Source organism: Thiosocius teredinicola (assembly GCF_002009425.1).
Taxonomy (GTDB): Bacteria; Pseudomonadota; Gammaproteobacteria; order Chromatiales; family Chromatiaceae; genus Thiosocius; species Thiosocius teredinicola.
This window is the reverse complement of record NZ_CP019936.1, coordinates 3,633,290-3,649,360: the sequence shown is the minus strand read 5'-3', so window position 1 is coordinate 3,649,360 and position 16,071 is coordinate 3,633,290. Positions and strand designations below refer to the sequence as shown.

Genomic DNA, 16,071 nt, shown 5'->3' with positions numbered 1-16,071 from the left:
GCCGGCGCGATAGCATTCGGCTCGTCAGCTTGGCGGTGCTGCAGTCAGTTGTTCAGCGATCGCCGCATGATTGCGTTTCTTTGCCCAGTCCAACGCACTGTTGCCATTGGCATCGAGTTTTGTAGGGTCTGCGCCGGTTTCCAACAAGGTGTTGACCACATCGGTATGGCCGGCGGCAGCAGCAATGATCAGTGGTGTGACGCCGTTGTCGCTGACTGAGTTCACGTCGGCGCCCAGCGCGATCAAACGTGCGGCAAGCGGGGCCCAGCCGCGATTGGCGGCCCAGAACAGCGCAGTGTTGCCTTTCTGATCGTGTTGATCGATCGGCGCACCACGCGAGATCAAGAGTTCCGCCGCGGCAAGCTGGTTGGTCCAGACTGCACCCATCAAGGGGGTGAATCCGCGCCGTCCATCCACGGCATCGACCTTGGCGCCTGCGTCGAGAAGCGACGTAATCAGATCAACCCGCCCCATGCCCGCGGCGATCATCAGCGGGGTAATGCCGTAGCGATCGGCACCGTTGACGTTTGCACCGTGTTTGAGGAGTGCCCCGAGGAAATCGGTATTGCCCTGCCGGACGGCATAGAACAACGGCTGCCAGCCCTTCTTGTCGACGGCGTTGGCATCGGCCTGATGTTCGAGTAGTTGCTTCGCAATCCCGAAGTGGTGTTCCGCCGCTGCGACCAATAGCGCGGTGGACTTGTCTCTGGCGACGCGGTTAACGTCTGCTCCCTGTTTCAGTAACAGCGTGACGCACTCCGTATCGCCTCGTGCGGCCGACAGCATCAGCGCATTGTATCCGGCCGCATCCGGGATCGCGTCCAGATCGGCGCCATGGGAGATCAGAAGCTCCAGCATTGCACTGTCGCCTCGCCCGGCGGCAAGCAGCAAGGGAGTGATACCGCTGTTATCTACTGCATCGGCATGCATGCCGCTTTTCAACAGCAGGCGTGCTGCGTTGATCCGGCCTCTCAATGTTGCCCAATGCAGCGCGTTCTTACCGGTTTTATCGGCGATACCGGCATTCGCATTGGCCTGAAGCAGGGCATCGACGACGCCATCGTGGCCGGCACCGATGGCGTAGATCAACGCGGTCTTGTTCTGCCGATCACGCGCATCGACCTTGGCCCCGGCGGCAAGCAGACGCTCGACGATATCAAGATGCCCGTTGGCGGATGCCTCCATCAACGCCGTGCGTTGACCGGTCGCCGAGAGTGGTGACGAATCATCCGTGGCGAGCAGTCGTTCCACCGTCGGCAAGTCTCCAGTGCGCGCAGCATCGCGCAACGCGCGCTGTGCAGCGTCCGCCGGTTCGATGTCGGCCATTGCCGCAGACAGCGAGACGATGAGCACAGTGGCAAGCACACCTTGGATGGCGGTATGCAGAGAGGTTGTCGAGGTTGCAAACGGGTTCAGTCGCATGGTGGTTGCTGGTTTGAGTCGATAGGGTGAGTGTGGGAAACGACCTATTGATCGCTGGACGGATTCGGTGGATATCCCGGCGGATTACCGTATTGCCGATGTCCCGGATAACCACTGCCGCCGCGGCCACGATAGCCGGGGTAGCCGTAGCCCTGCCGATGCCATGGCGTCATGTAGCCGTAGGGTGCCGGGTAGGGGCCTCCGAACTGCGGTTGCCAAGCCGGGTAGGGATAGCCTAGCCCCGGCGCGACCGTTGGTGGGGCCGGCATAGGTGGTGCGGCAGGGGGTGCTGTCTGATCTTGTGCTTGTACGTTGTCGCCGGCGTTGCGGCCGGGACCGCCGACATTGCGTCGGTAATCGTGACCCGAGCCAGGGCCTTTTCCGCCTGCCGCGGGCGACCCGCCGCCGGCCGGAGTCGATGTATCGGCTGCCAGGCACGGAGTCGCCAACAGCAGCGCTAGCAGCGCGGTCAGCATCGTGGTGTTCGTTTTCATGATGAGTACTTCGGTGTCTTGCTGGGGATGACTCTTAAAAGGGTAGGCGAGAGGCATCCCGCAGGGTGTGATGGTGTTCGAACGGCGGGAGAGGTCCGAGCCTCTCCCGCATTGTTTCACCGATGATCGGTGTCCCGATCAGTCACGCAACGGGTAGACCAGGGTCTGTCCGGTTGCCGTGTTGTTGGTCGGATTCGGATCGACCAGGTCGCCGGTTACCGTCACTTCGGCTGCCCAGGAGATGGACGTGCCGACCGTTGGCGCAGTCCACGTGAACGTAGCTGTGTCGCAGGCTCCCGGTGCCAGATCGGTGAAGCTCTGTGCGAAGTTCACCGGCTGGATGCCCGGTACCAGCGACGTGCCGGTCAAGGTGATGATGCCCGACGCATTGGTATCGTCGTCATCGTTACACGCGGTAACGAACAGGTCCTTGACCCGGCTGCTCGGCGTCTGACCCGACACCTTCAGCGGAACGGTCAGGTTGGCAAGCCGCATGTCGACTTCTTCGTCATCGACGGGCACTTCGCCTTCATACTCGACAATCAACTGCGCGTTGTAGACGAAGGTCGGTTTACGGTCGCCTTTGACATACACGGTGAGGTCGAAGTCTTCACTCATCGGCGAGCCGATGGAGGTGATCTGACGCTCTTCGCCGTTGTCGTCGATGACCGTACCCACGATCTCGATGAACGGGTTGTACAGCTCGGAGTCGATCCACCCCTTGCTGGTTGCCAGCGGAGACGGGCCACCTTCTTCCTCATCCCAGTCGAGCAAGTTGATCACGGTCGTGGTCGGCGCACCGACCTCGTACTTGATCAGCTCGCGAGAGAAGGGCGGCGGCGTGCAAGGCTCTTCCAGAGCGGCCGTGGTTGGAATCTCCAGGCCGGGCAGGTCCTGACCGAACTTGTTCGGCTTCAGGCGCCAGCGCGGGCCGGAGTACAGCGGCGCACCGGCGGGAACGTTGGTGCACTGGGCGGCATACGCAGGGTCTTCGACCGGACCGGGGCAACCACGATAATCGACGGTGATCACACCATTGGTATCCGTCGTAACCACCTCGTAGGACCACTCGAATGGTTCACGATCGATCGTCGTATACCAGGCGTTCGTCAGACCTTCGGAAAGGTCCTCGGAAAATGCAAAGGGCGGTTCCGACTCGTCGTCGCCGGGAGCCGCTGCGGGATCAAGCGCGAAAGGTCCATTCTTGAAGTAGGTGCCAATCCCGATAGAAGTCGGGTCGCCGGTACCCTCTTCGGTGTCGATCAGGTCACCGTCACCCTCGTAGCATTGCTTGGTCGAGCGCCACACCTCGTCAGGCGTACCCTGGTTTTCGATCGTATGGTCGGGCAGTACGCCGATCGCCGCTTCGTTTTCCAGGTCTTCCGGACGAAGCTGGTCGTTCGGGTTGTTGGTGATCGTGTGATTCACCACCAGCCATGCCTTGGTGACCTTGAAGTCGTTGGTGAGTGTGCCGTCCGCATTGCGTGCCTTCCACACTTCCGGCAATGCGAGGCGGGCATACATGCGCACGTCGTTGGGCCGCTTGATTAGGGCACCCCAGCGATACAGGGGCTTACCGTCATCTTTCAACGTCAGTGAATAGTCAGTGCTGACCGCAATGTCATCCAACACAGACGTGTTGTCGTTCGGGTCCATCTGGACGAATGGCTCAGCGTCGGTCAGGCGGGTGCCTGATTCGACACCACCGACCAGGATCTGCAGGTCATCATCCAAAGCGGTTGTCGAGCAATCCAGCGACAGGCTTCCGTCAGGCGTCGTTTGGCTCCCTTGCGTACCATCGGGCAAGGCGTAGAAATACGGGATCACCTCATGGCAGCTCAGCACGTGTTCCATGACCGTATAGTGTTCGGTAGAACATTTCACCGAGTTTCCGCCAAGACCCTGGCACCAGGTGCCCATCGGTGGTTTGACCTTGTAGCGATTGGTTGCCGCGTTCGATACGGCAATACCGGAGCCGTCCGGCAGGTCGCCAACCCAGCCTTCGCCGTAGTCGCCGTCCGCGGTCTTTTCCTGTGCGCCGACAAAATCGACGACATAGAAGCCGAATTCACTGTCGATCGGGAAGAGCTCCACGCCCGACTTGTCGACGAAAGGTTGTGCGGCAGTCGACGGACAGGCCGAGTCGATGCCGCAGATAATGGATTTGTCCTCGTAGGCACCCGAGGTGCCGTAGGTTCGTCCATCGAAGCCGCCGAGCACGTCGTCGACAGAGAACACGTGAAGCGGCGATTGATAGGCTTGTGCTGTGGCGGCGGATAGTCCGAGCGCCACGCTGATAGCCACGGCCAGCGTCGTTACCGCTGGCTTACGGCCCTTCGCCGTTGGCTTACGGTTCGCGAGTTTCATTGATCCCCCCACCGGATTTCATCCGGTTTGTTTCCCTTTGAATATTGCTTCGGTTATGTCTGGCAGAAGTTGCGAGAGGTGCCGGACCCGAGCTCCCGATCGTATGGCCATCGGGGCGATTGCCCTGGCCATACCCACTTTGATTGTCTGGCGTTGAAATTAATGGCCTTGGATGCTGTCACCTCCTCGTCTTCATTGAAGCGAACACCGGGCTTGTGCCATCAAGCGCGAATACTGAAAGCCCGACCGCCGCGCGCCATACCGATCAGACCTGCCATCAGCAGTGCGAGCGTTGCCGGCAGCGGTACGCCGTTGTCTGGATCGGAAATGGAGATGGCCTGGCCGAGTGCCGAAAGGTCGACGTACACGCCGTTGAATTCACCAGGCTGCAGCGTCAGCGTGTAGCTGCCGAAGTTGAATATCGAGTCTTGGCCGGTATCGAAGAGATCGAGTACCACATCGACGATGGAGCCGCCCGGCAGTCCGGCGCCGCCGAACACGGTGTCCATGAAGATGCCTGCGCTGGCGAATGCCGATTCGGTCACCATGTCGGTCAACGAGGCCATCACATCGGCGCCGTAGATGAACTCGAACACGACATCGACAGTTCCGCCGCTGGTATTGGTGTTCAGGGCGGCAACGGTGAGTCGATTGAAGGCATCTGCGCTGGAGATGGAAGCGCCGGGTACCAGTCCGGCACTGCCGATGACGCGGACATCCTGTATTGGATCGCTTACCGGGCCAACGGCCGGATCACTGGTCGCAGTCGCCGTGGCGCCGATGGTCGTTGACGTGTTGACGAGGTTGTCATCCGGTTCGACCGAGATGTCGAGGAAGACGCCGTCGTCAGCGGTAATGCTGGTAAATTGGAAGAACGCACCTGCATCGTAGCTCGCAATTGCCAGCACCGATGATGGAAAGAGCGCAGCGGCCGCTATCAGGCCGAACAGAACGCGAGTGGTCGGTGAACGTGGGATGGATTGACGCATATTTGAATCCCCTAGTTGATTCTTGTCTTGCTTGTCATTTCCTTGAGGCAATACAAAGCCCTTTCGTTAGGCCGAATGCCAGACAAAACTAAAGTTACGGAACGGTTGAGAGAGTCTTGTGTTACGTTTTATGCACGTTGATTGTTCCTCCTGAACGCAATACGAAACGGAGTACCCATCTGCTAGTGTGGAGTTGCCGATAGTCGGCGACGCCTATCCGACAACAATCGTTGCCGGCTGCCGTGGCGGTCTGTGGGTTTGCCGTTGTGCGCATAACCGAACTCAACAGTCGGAGCGGCCGGGTATGCTATACGTTCGCGCTTACGCGATAGAGAATGGCGTTTCGTGACTGGACTGGATCGGCACGAAGCGAACGCACGTATAGAAGCATTGTCTTTCCCCTGTATAGGCTGCAGGCCTTTCTCTGACGAGCCGAGTCATGTCCGGCTCTTGGGCGCTGTCAGTCAGTTGTTGGTCGTCTTCCTGACGTCTTTGTCTTCCAAATCTGTTACTCGGAAACCCGAGGCACGCAGATTGTTGCTTCTTGTTTTTTGTGCCTTTGCGAGATTCTCAAGATCTCTTGTTGATTGAACATTACACCCGTTAACTGCGTTCGATTTATAACTCCTGTTAAAGCCTATGAAGTTTTTTTGAACGTGTAACGTTGCCTATCGATGAGTTTTTTTTTAGACGTCTGTCGTCGCAGGATCAATGTCGCTAAGTGCGATACGACATAATGATTTGGCGCTCAAAATGCGCAGCCTTGAACCGGACCTAGACGCGATCTACTTCACGAAACAGATACGACAGAAAGAGGGTTGAGTATTCGGTCGCCGCGGTGCGCCGTTTGCTTGACCAAAGTCAACGTGCCGAGTGCGCAAGTCGCGACGCATCACGAGCGTTGCTTTCGAATGGGATTTTTTTCGTCCGCGCAGTTGTTTGGGTAGACAACAGCGAGTTGCAAACGCAGCGCATTCGAAGATGAGAATCAGTCCGTATGGCGGTGAGTCGGTTGCGCGCTACTCGCAGGGTGTCGGTGGGTTCGGTCAGGCGAAGTGCAATGTGCTTCGTTTCTCAATGCTGGCGGCCCGACCAAGGTGCATAGCAGGTGCTGCTTGATAAAATGCTCGAAAGTGCAATGAGGCGTGCGAAGACGGATGGCATCGGCTAAGCAAGATGAAACGCGGCGAACGAAATCGAGCGGGGTGGTGATGTTGATCTGGGTTATCAAGATCACGCTGTTGATCTATGCGGGTTTCGGGGTTTACCTGTATTTCGCCCAACGTTCGTTCATGTACTTCCCGACGCCGCAGCGGGAAGTTACTGAGGCGCAAAGCGAGCTGCTACACAGTGGCGGTGAGACGCTCAAACTCTGGGTGGTTTCACCGGGTAAGTCGCACGCAGTCATCTACCTGGGCGGCAATGCTGAAGATGTATCGGCCAATATCTATGATTTGCGCCATGCCTTGCCCGACCGGACGGTCTATCTGATGAACTACCGAGGCTATGCGGGTAGTACCGGTTCGCCGACACAGGAAGGTTTGTTCGAAGATGCGTTGAGCCTGTTCGACGCGATCGCTGGTCGGCACGAATCCGTCGCGGTTATCGGTCGCAGTCTTGGCAGCGGTGTGGCGACCTACCTGGCAAGCCGCAGGCCGGTGGCGAAGCTGATACTGGTCACGCCGTTCGACAGCAGTCTGGCTTTGGCACAGCGCTATTACCCGGTCTATCCGATGTCCTTGATGCTCAAGGACAAGTATCCCAGCGACTCATTTGCGCCCAAGGTGCAGGCCAATGCACTGCTGCTAGCTGGCGAACACGATAACTTGGTGCCGACCGCGCATACGCAAAGACTGCTGGATGCTTTTCCGCAGGGCCGGGCGTCTCTGACGCTGCTCCCCAATGCGGGACACAATGACATCTCTGGGTATAGCGACTACTGGCGTGCCATCTCTCAGTTTCTTGCTATGGGTTCGTGAACGGCCGTACGAACGAGAGAATGGGATGCGGCTGCGTTAGAGAGCGGGGCCGGCAATGCCAATGGCCGTGATCAGCATGCCGAGTGTTAGGTTGGTCAGCATCACCGGACGCATCTTCATCATGGTGGCTGCTGCCGTCTGCGTGTCACCGGTTTGCAAGGCGCGGCTCAGTTTCCGGTAGAGCCCGAAATAAAGATAGGCAAAGGCCAGCACCATCAGCCAACCGATGCCATGCATGAGCTTCAGATACAGTGCGTCGGTCGCGAAACCGGCGAAACGCGAGAACAGGTCGAGGTAACCGCTGACCAGCAGCAGCGCGATCATCAACCACACCCAGGGGAAGAAGTGCGCATACGTCGCCTGCCATAACTTGACTCGCTGAGGCGGCTCGAGTGCCTTGTTGGCGGCGGGCCGCAATGCCATGTACGCGAAGAAGATGCCACCGATCCAGGCGGTAGCCGCCATGCCATGAATCGCCTGGACCAGTGTCATCGTCATGTCGCAGTCCTCAGGCCGCTTCCCACGCCATCGCCGGATGACCGGTTTCGATCGGCAGTTCCGGGTCGCGCGACCATTCGTTCCACGAACCGAAATACAGGCGGACATCCTTGACGCCGGCCTCTCTCAAGGCAACGAAGGTATTGGATGCACGTGCGCCCTTGAAGCAGTAGATGTAGACGGTGGAGTCGGGGTTGATACCGACGGTGCCGCATTCGGCCTGCAGTTCTTCCTTGGTCTTGAATACCGGCACTTCTTCGCCGGGCTTCATCATGCGATACCACTCCAGCCAGACGGCACCTGGGATGCGACCCTTGCGCGGACAGAAGTCGACGCCATAGGGCGATGAACTCGTGCCGACCCATTCGTCGACATCGCGAACATCGAGTTTGACGATAGCGTCTTTTCCAAGTGACTCGAGCATATCGTCCTTGGTCAACATGACACTTGCACTGGCCTCATCAACCGGGAATGTCTTCGGTTCCGGCGTGGTCGCATCGGTCGTGGTAGGCAGAGACTCGGCAAGCCATGCTTGGTAGCCGCCGTGCAGAATCGTAGCCTTGGGATAGCCGAGGAATTGCAGCAGAAAGTAACCGCGGCACGACTGACCGAAGCCGGTGTTCATGCTGTCTTCATAGATCACGGCAACTTCTTCGCCCGACAGGCCGGCAGCGCCGAATGCCTCGGCGAACTTGCCGCGCAGTTCTTGCATGCCTTCTTTCGACGAGGTGGCCAGAAACGTGAAGATATCGTGGATATTGACGGCGCCAGGGATGTGTCCGGCGGCATAGGCGTCGGGCGAGCGGGTATCGATGATGACAGTCGGCAAGGACTCGGCCATCTGTTTCAACTGGGTCGGTGTGATAAGAACGTTCTCAGACATCGAGGTTTCTCCAGCCGAGGCCAACCAGGATCTGCGGCCTCGCGCTCAGGGTAATGCACTGAACAGCCCCGCTACGTGCGGGGCTGTCGTTGATTGCGTATCAGCTCAGGTTCATCGCCAGGAAGGCGGCGCCGGTGGCAGCGGCGAACAGGCCGCCGGTGCTGCGGGTAAGTCTCTGGGCGCGCTGCGAATGCTGCGCGATCATCGACAGGCCCTTGACGGCGGCAGCGATGATGGCGAACTGGATCAATGCGAAGCCGGCCAGATACGCCAGCAGCGGCGTCTGCTCGGCACCGACGATCGATTCGCCGTAGGCGTAACCGTGGAACACGCCGATTACGGCGAACAAGGCCCCCATCAGCAGTGCCGACACGCTGTGTTTGAGCAACACGGCGACGCCGCCGAGCAATACCGACAGGGCGATGACGGTCTCGACCAAGGGCAGGTCGGCTGCGGTCAGGTGGTACAGGGTGCCGGCCACGGTGGCGCCGACAAATGCCAGCGGTACCAGGTAACGGGCCTTGCCGTTCAACGTGAAGGCCATCAAGGCGGCGACCACCAGAAACGCAAAGTGGTCGACGCCGATCACTGGGTGGGCGAGTCCGGACAGAAAGCCCTCGAACAAGTTGGTGGGGGTGGCGCCATCCATCGCGTGGTGCGCCTGTGCGACAGGTGCTGTCAGCGCGATGCCTGCAAGCGCGATCAGGCTGTTGCGACGGGTAGTTGCGGAAATACGGTCGGCATTATGGGTCATCTCGATTACCTCGATGTCGTAGGTGCGTTCGGTGATTGCGGGCTTACCAGGATTTGTACGGGAGGAACTTCCCGTTCATCGTCACGACGACGCGGTCACCGGCGGGGTTCTCTTCCTTGTCGATGTGCATCGAGAAGTCGATGGCCGACATGATGCCGTCACCGAACTTCTCGTGAATGATCTCTTTGATGGTGTCGCCATACACACCGACGATCTCGTACAGGCGATAGATCACCGGGTCGGTAGGCACCAGCTTGTCCCAGCTCTTGTGCGGAAACTCCTGCAGGGCAGCGCTCACGTCACCATCCAGCCCCAACGTCTCGGCGACCTTGTCGGCGAACTCAGGCTTAAGGCTGTTCATACCGAGACAGGCGCTGGTCAGAAAGACCGGTGCCAGGCCGACCTTCTCAGACAGTCCTTCCCAGCTCAGGTCCAGCTTCTTGCGCGCGGCCAGAATGGCCATGGTCATATCGTCTTTAGTCAACGTGTGCCTCCTCGTCTGGCGACGTCGTGGAAGTAGGGGGATTGGCGCGGTTGCGATCGACCAGGTGCAGGGCACCGCCGGTATCGCCGACCGCCAGCACGAGGCTGTCGTTGCGCCATCCCAGGGTAGAGATCTCGTGGTCGAGCTTCTGGCTGAACACCGGGTCGCCTTCGCTGTCCCAGATACACAGCCGCCCGGCGCGGTCGCCGGAAGCCAATAGCGTGCCGTCGGGCGACCAGGTGATTGCGGTCACGGTGCTTTGATGGTGACGCAGGGGGTTGCCCTTGGTGCCCTTGTGGGTGAGTTGCCACAGCACCACGTCAGGTCCGCCGGCGGTCGCGATCGTGGTCGTTGTCGGGTGCCAGGCAAGGCAGTTCACCTTGCCGGGATAGCCCCGCATCGTAAGCTGCTTGGCCGACTCATTGCGTTTACCGCCGGCATTGTCGGCCGGACGCCAAATCTGCAGAAAGCCATCCTGGGTACCGACGGCCAGCGCCTTGCTGTTGGGTTGCCAGGCGAGTGAGACCGGCGCACCCGGAAAGCTCAGCAGCTGCATCGGTTCGGAACTGTCGTTGCCGGCATCCTGCATGCGCCACAGGTAGAGACCTTTGTTGGCGGCAGTTGCGAGGCGCTTGCCGTCGGGTGCCCAGGCCATCGCCAACACCTGGCGACGTGCGTCGTACCACATGCCCAGCGACTCAGCGCCACGCCACAGCGAGATGGTCTTACGCGCGGCCGCAGCCAGCACGTTGCCGTCGGGCGTCCAGTCGAGGTGCTCGATCCAGTCGCTTTCGTTGATCAAGGTTGACTGTTCACTGCCGTCGGTGCTGTTCCACAGCACCACGCGGCCATCTTCGCCGGCGCTTGCCAGCACGTCGGGATGGTTGGGTTGCAAACGCAAACGGGTGACCCCGCCCTGGTGTGCCTGCCATTGGGTCAGCAGCTTGCCTTCAGTGTCCAGGTATTGAATCTCGCCGGCTGCACTGGCGGCGTACAGTTTGTCGTTCAGCGGTGACCACAGGAGATCGGTCACTTCGTCGCTCAACATGCGTGGTTCGCGCATGGAGAACAACATCGGGGTTTCGATGGCCGCTAGACCAGGCACGCCCGCAGTCCTTCGGTGAGTTCGGTTCGGTCGAGGTCGCGGCCGATGAACACCAGCTGGCTCTCTCGCGCGACGCCTTCTTCCCACGCTCGTCCCGGTTGGCCGTCAAACAGCATATGCACGCCTTGAAAGACGAAACGCTTGGCGTCGCCGGCCAGGCTCAACACGCCTTTGGTGCGGAAGATGTCGGTGCCGCGACGACGCAGCAGGTCGACCATCCAGGTCTCGAAGCGATTCGGATCGAGGTCGCCCGCCAGGTTGATACCGACCGAGCCGACGCTGTCGTCATGTTCGTGCGGGCTGGCGTATTCGAAGGCTTCAACCGGCTGTTCGATATCACCTTCGCGCACCAACTGCAGATCGAATTCCTCGGGAAGATGCTGGGTGAACAACACGTAGCGTCCGGCGACCTCGATGTCGATCTCGACTGCGGCGCCGGTTTGTTCATCGACAGGGAGTCGGTACAAGGTGTCGCCCGGCGTCATCGGCGTTGCCGCATTGACGAATGTCGGATCACTCGAATACAGCACGATGCTGTTGCGTTTCCAGGCATCGAAGATTGCATTGTCTTCGAGGCCGGGGCCTCCGAGCACCAGGTCGATCGTTGGGTCCGGCCCGGGCTTGAGCTCAAGACGATAACGGCCGGGCGATAGTTCGTACTGGCCGGCCCATTCGAACGGCAGTTCTTCTTTCAGGAACTCGGGCATCTCGGCGGCGCGCGATTCGAGGTCGAACGCGTTCACGCCGAGCAACAGCTCGATGTCGAGTCCGCCCTGTACGGTGCGGTGGATGCCGGCCAGCTTGTTGATGCCGCGGATGTGATCTTCCAAGCCCACAAGCGCGCTGTCGTCGACCAGGTCGGACTTGTTCAGCAACACGATGTCGGCAAAGGCGATCTGCGCATGGCACTCGTCGCTGTCCATGTGGTGAACGACGTGCTTGGCATCGACCAGCGTGATGATCGCATCCAGTCGCAGCTTCTCTTTCATCTCCTCGTCCATGAAGAAGGTCTGCGCGACCGGGCCGGGATCGGCCATGCCGGTCGTTTCGATGATGATGTGATCGAACTTGTGCTTGCGCCGCATCAGGCGACCGAGGATGCGGATCAGGTCGCCGCGCACCGTGCAGCAGATGCAGCCGTTGTTCATCTCGAAGATTTCTTCATCCGACTGCACGACCAGTTCGTGGTCGATGCCGATCTCGCCGTACTCGTTTTCGATAACCGCGATGCGCTTGCCGTGTTCTTCGGTCAGGATGCGGTTGAGCAGCGTCGTCTTGCCCGACCCCAGAAATCCGGTCAGCACGGTGACCGGCACGCGACTGTCGGTGCTGCTGCTTTGCGGTGCTTGTTTGAGTTGACTGGTTTCTTGGGCACAGGCTGTCATAACGTTTCTCTCGACTGTCGGGTTGCGCACTCAGCCGGCGCTGGCTGACGTCATTGCTTCTTCGTTGCCGCCGGATGACTTGGCGGGGTTGACCTCGCGCGGGTAGCTCGCGGCATCATCCGGGTTGTTGTCACCGCTCGGTCCGCCGGCGAGTTCCTCGGAGCGACGCACGAGGAAATCAACCAGGTGGTTGCGGATGGGGTAGTACGCCGGGTCGTGAATGATCTGACCGCGCGTGCGCGGCTTTGGGATATCGACCAGCACCGACTCGGCGACACGCGCATAGGGGCCGTTGGTCATCAGCAGGATGCGGTCGGCCAGAAGGATCGCCTCGTCGACATCGTGGGTGATCATGAATACCGTTTGATGCGTTGCATCGCAGATCTTCAGCAACTCGTCCTGGATGGTGCCGCGGGTCAGCGCATCGAGGGCACCGAACGGTTCGTCGAGCAGCAGCAACTTGGGTTGAATGGCGAATGCGCGCGCGATGGATACGCGCTGACGCATACCGCCGGAGAGCTGCGCCGGTTTGCGCTGTTCGGCACCGCCGCCCAGGCCGACCATCTCCAGGTACTTGTAGCTGTGTTCGCGAACCTGTTCTTTGCTCCAGCCCGGCCAGCGCGAACGCACGGCGAAGGTGACGTTATGCAGCGCGCTGAGCCACGGCAGCAGGGAGTAGTTTTGGAATACCACGCCGCGGTCGAGACTCGGACCGGACACCTCGGTGCCGTCCATGAAGACGTTGCCGTCGGTCGGTGCATCGAGTCCGGCGAGCACGTTCATGATGGTCGATTTGCCGCAGCCCGAGTGTCCGATGATGCAGACGAACTCGCCCTTTTCGATGCCGAAGTTGGCGTTCTCGAATACCGTCAGTTCACCTTCCTTCGAAGGGAAGCGGCGCGCGAGGTTTTCGATTTGCAGAAATTGATTTTGCTTCATGGCGTAGGTTTTATTCTTCGTACTGCACGAGTCGGGTGGCCGCCGACAGGGCGAGGTCGAGCAACATGCCGACCACGCCGATCATCAGGATGGAGAAGATCACGCTGGTGAGATCGAGGTTGTTCCACTCGTTCCACACGTAGTAACCGATGCCGGTACCGCCGACGAGCATCTCGGCCGCGACGATCACCAGCCAGGCGATGCCGATGGAGATGCGCATGCCGGTCAGAATGGTTGGTGCGGCCGCCGGCAGGATCACGGTCATGGCAGTACGCAGTGCAGAGAGTTCGTGTGTGCGCGCCACGTTCACCCAGTCTTTGCGCACGCCGGCGACGCCGAAGGCGGTGTTGATCAGCATCGGCCAGATCGAACAGATGAAGATGACGAAGATCGATGAGGTCTCCGAATCCTTGATGATGAACAGCGCCAAGGGCATCCAGGCGAGCGGCGATATCGGTCGCAGCACCTGGATGAAGGGATTGAGCGCCTTGTACATCAACGGCGACATGCCGATCAGAAAACCGATCGGTATCGCGATCAGCGCGGCCAGGAAGAATCCGGTCAGCACGCGGTAGATGGAGTAGGCGAGTTGGATGCCGATGCCCTTGTCGTTGGGCCCGGCGTCGTAGAACGGGTTCGACAGTTCGTCGATAGCGAGGCGGATGACGTCGGACGGCGGCGGAACACGCGCCTCCTGGTCGGCACCGCCCATCAGTATCTCGTACTCGGTGAGCGCTTCACTGGTCTCGGGGGGGCGGTTGAGCAACTCCCAGACACCGAGCAACACGACCAGTAACCCGATCGAGACCAGTGCAGCGCGCAGATTGAGTGATTGCAACATCGGTAACGTGTTCCATTGCGGGAGCAGGCCAAAGCCCGCTCCCGCCTTCTTGGGTTAAGTCCGCTTGATCGCGAAGCTGTTGACGTATTCCTCGGCCTTGTCCGGGTCGAACTCCTTACCCATGATCGTGTACTTCTCATAGGTGTGATCCGGTGCGGCGTAACCCAGATCCGTCATGATCTTGGTGGCATCCGCGGCCAGGTAGACCTCTTCAGCGATCTTCTTGTAATCGATGTCGCCCTTGATGTAGCCCCAACGCTTCATCTGCGTGAGGATCCAGACACCCATCGAGTGCCAGGGGAAGGGATCGAAATCGATACGCTTCGGATCGTTCATGACATTGCCCAGGCCGTCGGCATACTTGCCGGTGAGCACCTGCGCGATAACCGCTTCGGGTTGGTTGAGATAGTTCTTCGGCGCGATGGCCTTGGAGATCTCCAAGCGGTTTTCCGCCTTTTGCGAATAGGCCGTCGCATCCACGATGGCCTTCATCAAGGCGCCGTAGGTGTTGGGCAACTCTGTCGTGAACTTCTCCGAGCAGGCGAATGCACAGCACGGATGACCTTCCCAGATGTCCTTGGTCAAAGTGTGCAAGAAGCCGACCTTTTCCCAGACCGCGCGTTGGTTGAACGGGTCGGGCGACAGGTAACCGTCGAGGTTGCCGGCACGCAGGTTGGCGACCATCTCCGGCGGCGGCACGACACGGATCTGGATGTCCTTGTCCGGATCGAGCCCATGCTCGGCCACGTAGTAGCGCAACAGGAAGTTGTGCATCGAGTAATCGAATGGCACACCGAATTTGAAGCCCTTCCACATCTTCGGGTCGCGCTTGTCCTTGTGCTTGACGTGCAACACGATCGCCTGGCCGTTGATGTTCTCAACCAGTGGCATGCGGAACGGCATCGCCGTTGACCCGGCGCCCATCGACATTGCCAACGGCATCGGCGTGAGCATGTGCGAGGCGTCGTATTCGCCCGACAGCGACTTGTCGCGTGCCACGGCCCAACCGGCCGTCTTGATCACGTCGACGTCGAGGCCGTACTTGTCGTAGAACCCCATCGGGTGCGACATGATGATCGGTGTGGCACAGGTGATCGGTACGAAGCCGATCTTCAGTTTGGTTTTTTCCGGTTTACCGAGGCTGTCTTTGATGGCCGCCTTGGCGGCATCCAGCGGGAACATGGTGGCCAGGATGCCGGCTACGGTGCCGCCACCGACCATGCGCATGAACTGACGACGGCTCGGTTCGTGATGGCCGAACATCGAACGCACGATCGCGCTCTCGATGACCCGGTCCATGACGTCTTCGGAGTTGTCGAGACTGTTCGGATCTTCCACCGAGGTCTGCTTGGTCTCGACTGGCTGCATCGACAGATCGGCCTGCGGCTGATCCGGGCCCTCGAATACGGCCTTTTCGAGCTTGGCGGTCAACTCGGTTTCGGAGCACTCGTATTCGGCTTGCGCCTGTTCTCGCGCGAACACACAAATGGGACACGAACAACCCGGGCCATGGGTTAGGTCCGATTCCCCGTCGAAGGGATTTCCCAGACTTTTAAAGGACATTGCTTTCCCCTAATCGATCGTTACAAGACGTGAATCGCGGCCAGTGACGACACCGGTCGGCCCCGTATTGGCACGACCCCTGCTCGTAATCCCTCCGGCGTGCACATCCGCGTGTGTATGGCGCCCCGACGGATCGATAACGGCGCAAGGAAGCGCCACACGCTGCGATGTCTGCACCACGAAGGTGCGTCCAGGCGACCAGAGCGTCGTCGCTTGCAACGAACAACAACCGGTCACCAGGGATAGAGCAGGCTGCGTGCCAATGCGGTGACAACGAAATAACGTGCTGAAATGTCGAAAGAAAATGCCTTTACCCCTGCGCACTGTGGCATTACGCAAATGCGTAACTTACGCAGATGCGTAGTGCC

General features: G+C 59.7%; 14 protein-coding genes. 1 reads left to right on the top strand and 13 read right to left on the bottom strand.

Going from position 1 to position 16,071, the window contains the following annotated elements; translation table 11 throughout:
• Nucleotides 1–24: 24 nt before the first annotated feature.
• The 4 genes from B1781_RS17275 to B1781_RS17260 form a co-directional block, all read right to left on the bottom strand.
• The gene (locus B1781_RS17275; RefSeq protein ID WP_078120853.1) at nt 25–1,422 is read right to left on the bottom strand and encodes an ankyrin repeat domain-containing protein; all 1,398 of its coding nucleotides are present in this window, start codon (nt 1,420–1,422) and stop codon (nt 25–27) included.
• Between the two features lie 44 nt (nt 1,423–1,466).
• Nucleotides 1,467–1,916, bottom strand: a complete 450-nt coding sequence (locus B1781_RS17270) for a hypothetical protein (protein ID WP_078120852.1) — start codon at nt 1,914–1,916, stop codon at nt 1,467–1,469.
• 138 nt (nt 1,917–2,054) lie between these two features.
• Nucleotides 2,055–4,283 carry a hypothetical protein gene (locus B1781_RS17265; protein WP_078120851.1) on the bottom strand — a complete coding sequence of 743 codons (2,229 nt, stop codon included), beginning with the start codon at nt 4,281–4,283 and terminating at the stop codon, nt 2,055–2,057.
• Nucleotides 4,284–4,504: 221 nt separating this feature from the next.
• Complete coding sequence (locus B1781_RS17260; protein WP_078120850.1) at nt 4,505–5,272, bottom strand: hypothetical protein; 768 nt, start codon at nt 5,270–5,272, stop codon at nt 4,505–4,507.
• 1,211 nt (nt 5,273–6,483) lie between these two features.
• Here B1781_RS17260 and B1781_RS17255 point away from each other — a divergent pair.
• A complete protein-coding gene (locus B1781_RS17255; RefSeq protein WP_078120849.1) occupies nt 6,484–7,251 on the top strand; it encodes an alpha/beta hydrolase in 768 nt (255 codons plus the stop codon).
• A gap of 36 nt (nt 7,252–7,287) precedes the next feature.
• Here B1781_RS17255 and B1781_RS17250 read toward each other — a convergent pair whose 3' ends face one another.
• From B1781_RS17250 to B1781_RS17210, 9 genes are all read right to left on the bottom strand, one after another.
• Complete coding sequence (locus B1781_RS17250) at nt 7,288–7,749, bottom strand: hypothetical protein (RefSeq protein ID WP_078120848.1); 462 nt, start codon at nt 7,747–7,749, stop codon at nt 7,288–7,290.
• Between the two features lie 10 nt (nt 7,750–7,759).
• On the bottom strand, nt 7,760–8,632 hold the full coding sequence (locus B1781_RS17245) for a sulfurtransferase (RefSeq protein WP_078120847.1): 873 nt from the start codon (nt 8,630–8,632) through the stop codon (nt 7,760–7,762).
• Between the two features lie 100 nt (nt 8,633–8,732).
• Nucleotides 8,733–9,386, bottom strand: coding sequence for a HupE/UreJ family protein (locus B1781_RS17240; RefSeq protein ID WP_078120846.1), 654 nt, complete (start codon nt 9,384–9,386; stop codon nt 8,733–8,735).
• A 43-nt stretch (nt 9,387–9,429) separates the two neighbouring features.
• A complete protein-coding gene (gene cynS, locus B1781_RS17235; RefSeq protein ID WP_078120845.1) occupies nt 9,430–9,855 on the bottom strand; it encodes a cyanase in 426 nt (141 codons plus the stop codon).
• A 7-nt stretch (nt 9,856–9,862) separates the two neighbouring features.
• A complete protein-coding gene (locus tag B1781_RS17230; RefSeq protein ID WP_125932149.1) occupies nt 9,863–10,975 on the bottom strand; it encodes a WD40 repeat domain-containing protein in 1,113 nt (370 codons plus the stop codon).
• Nucleotides 10,963–12,360 carry a CobW family GTP-binding protein gene (locus tag B1781_RS17225; RefSeq protein ID WP_078120843.1) on the bottom strand — a complete coding sequence of 466 codons (1,398 nt, stop codon included), beginning with the start codon at nt 12,358–12,360 and terminating at the stop codon, nt 10,963–10,965. The genes B1781_RS17230 and B1781_RS17225 overlap by 13 nt, the downstream gene beginning before the upstream one ends.
• Before the next feature lie 30 nt (nt 12,361–12,390).
• A complete protein-coding gene (locus tag B1781_RS17220; protein WP_078120842.1) occupies nt 12,391–13,299 on the bottom strand; it encodes an ABC transporter ATP-binding protein in 909 nt (302 codons plus the stop codon).
• Between the two features lie 10 nt (nt 13,300–13,309).
• Entirely contained in the window at nt 13,310–14,140 is an 831-nt protein-coding gene (gene ntrB / locus B1781_RS17215) for a nitrate ABC transporter permease (RefSeq protein ID WP_334223758.1), read from the bottom strand.
• A 54-nt stretch (nt 14,141–14,194) separates the two neighbouring features.
• Nucleotides 14,195–15,703 (bottom strand): CmpA/NrtA family ABC transporter substrate-binding protein, encoded by a 1,509-nt coding sequence (locus tag B1781_RS17210; protein WP_078120841.1) that lies wholly within the window; start codon nt 15,701–15,703, stop codon nt 14,195–14,197.
• Between the last annotated feature and the right edge of the window lie 368 nt (nt 15,704–16,071).

Coding starts and splice junctions, on each gene's coding strand:
- B1781_RS17275 (WP_078120853.1), bottom strand. CDS start 1,422: ATGCGACTGAACCCGTTTGCAACCTCGACAACCTCTCTGCATACCGCC.
- B1781_RS17270 (WP_078120852.1), bottom strand. CDS start 1,916: ATGAAAACGAACACCACGATGCTGACCGCGCTGCTAGCGCTGCTGTTG.
- B1781_RS17265 (WP_078120851.1), bottom strand. CDS start 4,283: ATGAAACTCGCGAACCGTAAGCCAACGGCGAAGGGCCGTAAGCCAGCG.
- B1781_RS17260 (WP_078120850.1), bottom strand. CDS start 5,272: ATGCGTCAATCCATCCCACGTTCACCGACCACTCGCGTTCTGTTCGGC.
- B1781_RS17255 (WP_078120849.1), top strand. CDS start 6,484: ATGTTGATCTGGGTTATCAAGATCACGCTGTTGATCTATGCGGGTTTC.
- B1781_RS17250 (WP_078120848.1), bottom strand. CDS start 7,749: ATGACGATGACACTGGTCCAGGCGATTCATGGCATGGCGGCTACCGCC.
- B1781_RS17245 (WP_078120847.1), bottom strand. CDS start 8,632: ATGTCTGAGAACGTTCTTATCACACCGACCCAGTTGAAACAGATGGCC.
- B1781_RS17240 (WP_078120846.1), bottom strand. CDS start 9,386: ATGACCCATAATGCCGACCGTATTTCCGCAACTACCCGTCGCAACAGC.
- cynS (WP_078120845.1), bottom strand. CDS start 9,855: ATGACCATGGCCATTCTGGCCGCGCGCAAGAAGCTGGACCTGAGCTGG.
- B1781_RS17225 (WP_078120843.1), bottom strand. CDS start 12,360: ATGACAGCCTGTGCCCAAGAAACCAGTCAACTCAAACAAGCACCGCAA.
- B1781_RS17220 (WP_078120842.1), bottom strand. CDS start 13,299: ATGAAGCAAAATCAATTTCTGCAAATCGAAAACCTCGCGCGCCGCTTC.
- ntrB (WP_334223758.1), bottom strand. CDS start 14,140: ATGTTGCAATCACTCAATCTGCGCGCTGCACTGGTCTCGATCGGGTTA.
- B1781_RS17210 (WP_078120841.1), bottom strand. CDS start 15,703: ATGTCCTTTAAAAGTCTGGGAAATCCCTTCGACGGGGAATCGGACCTA.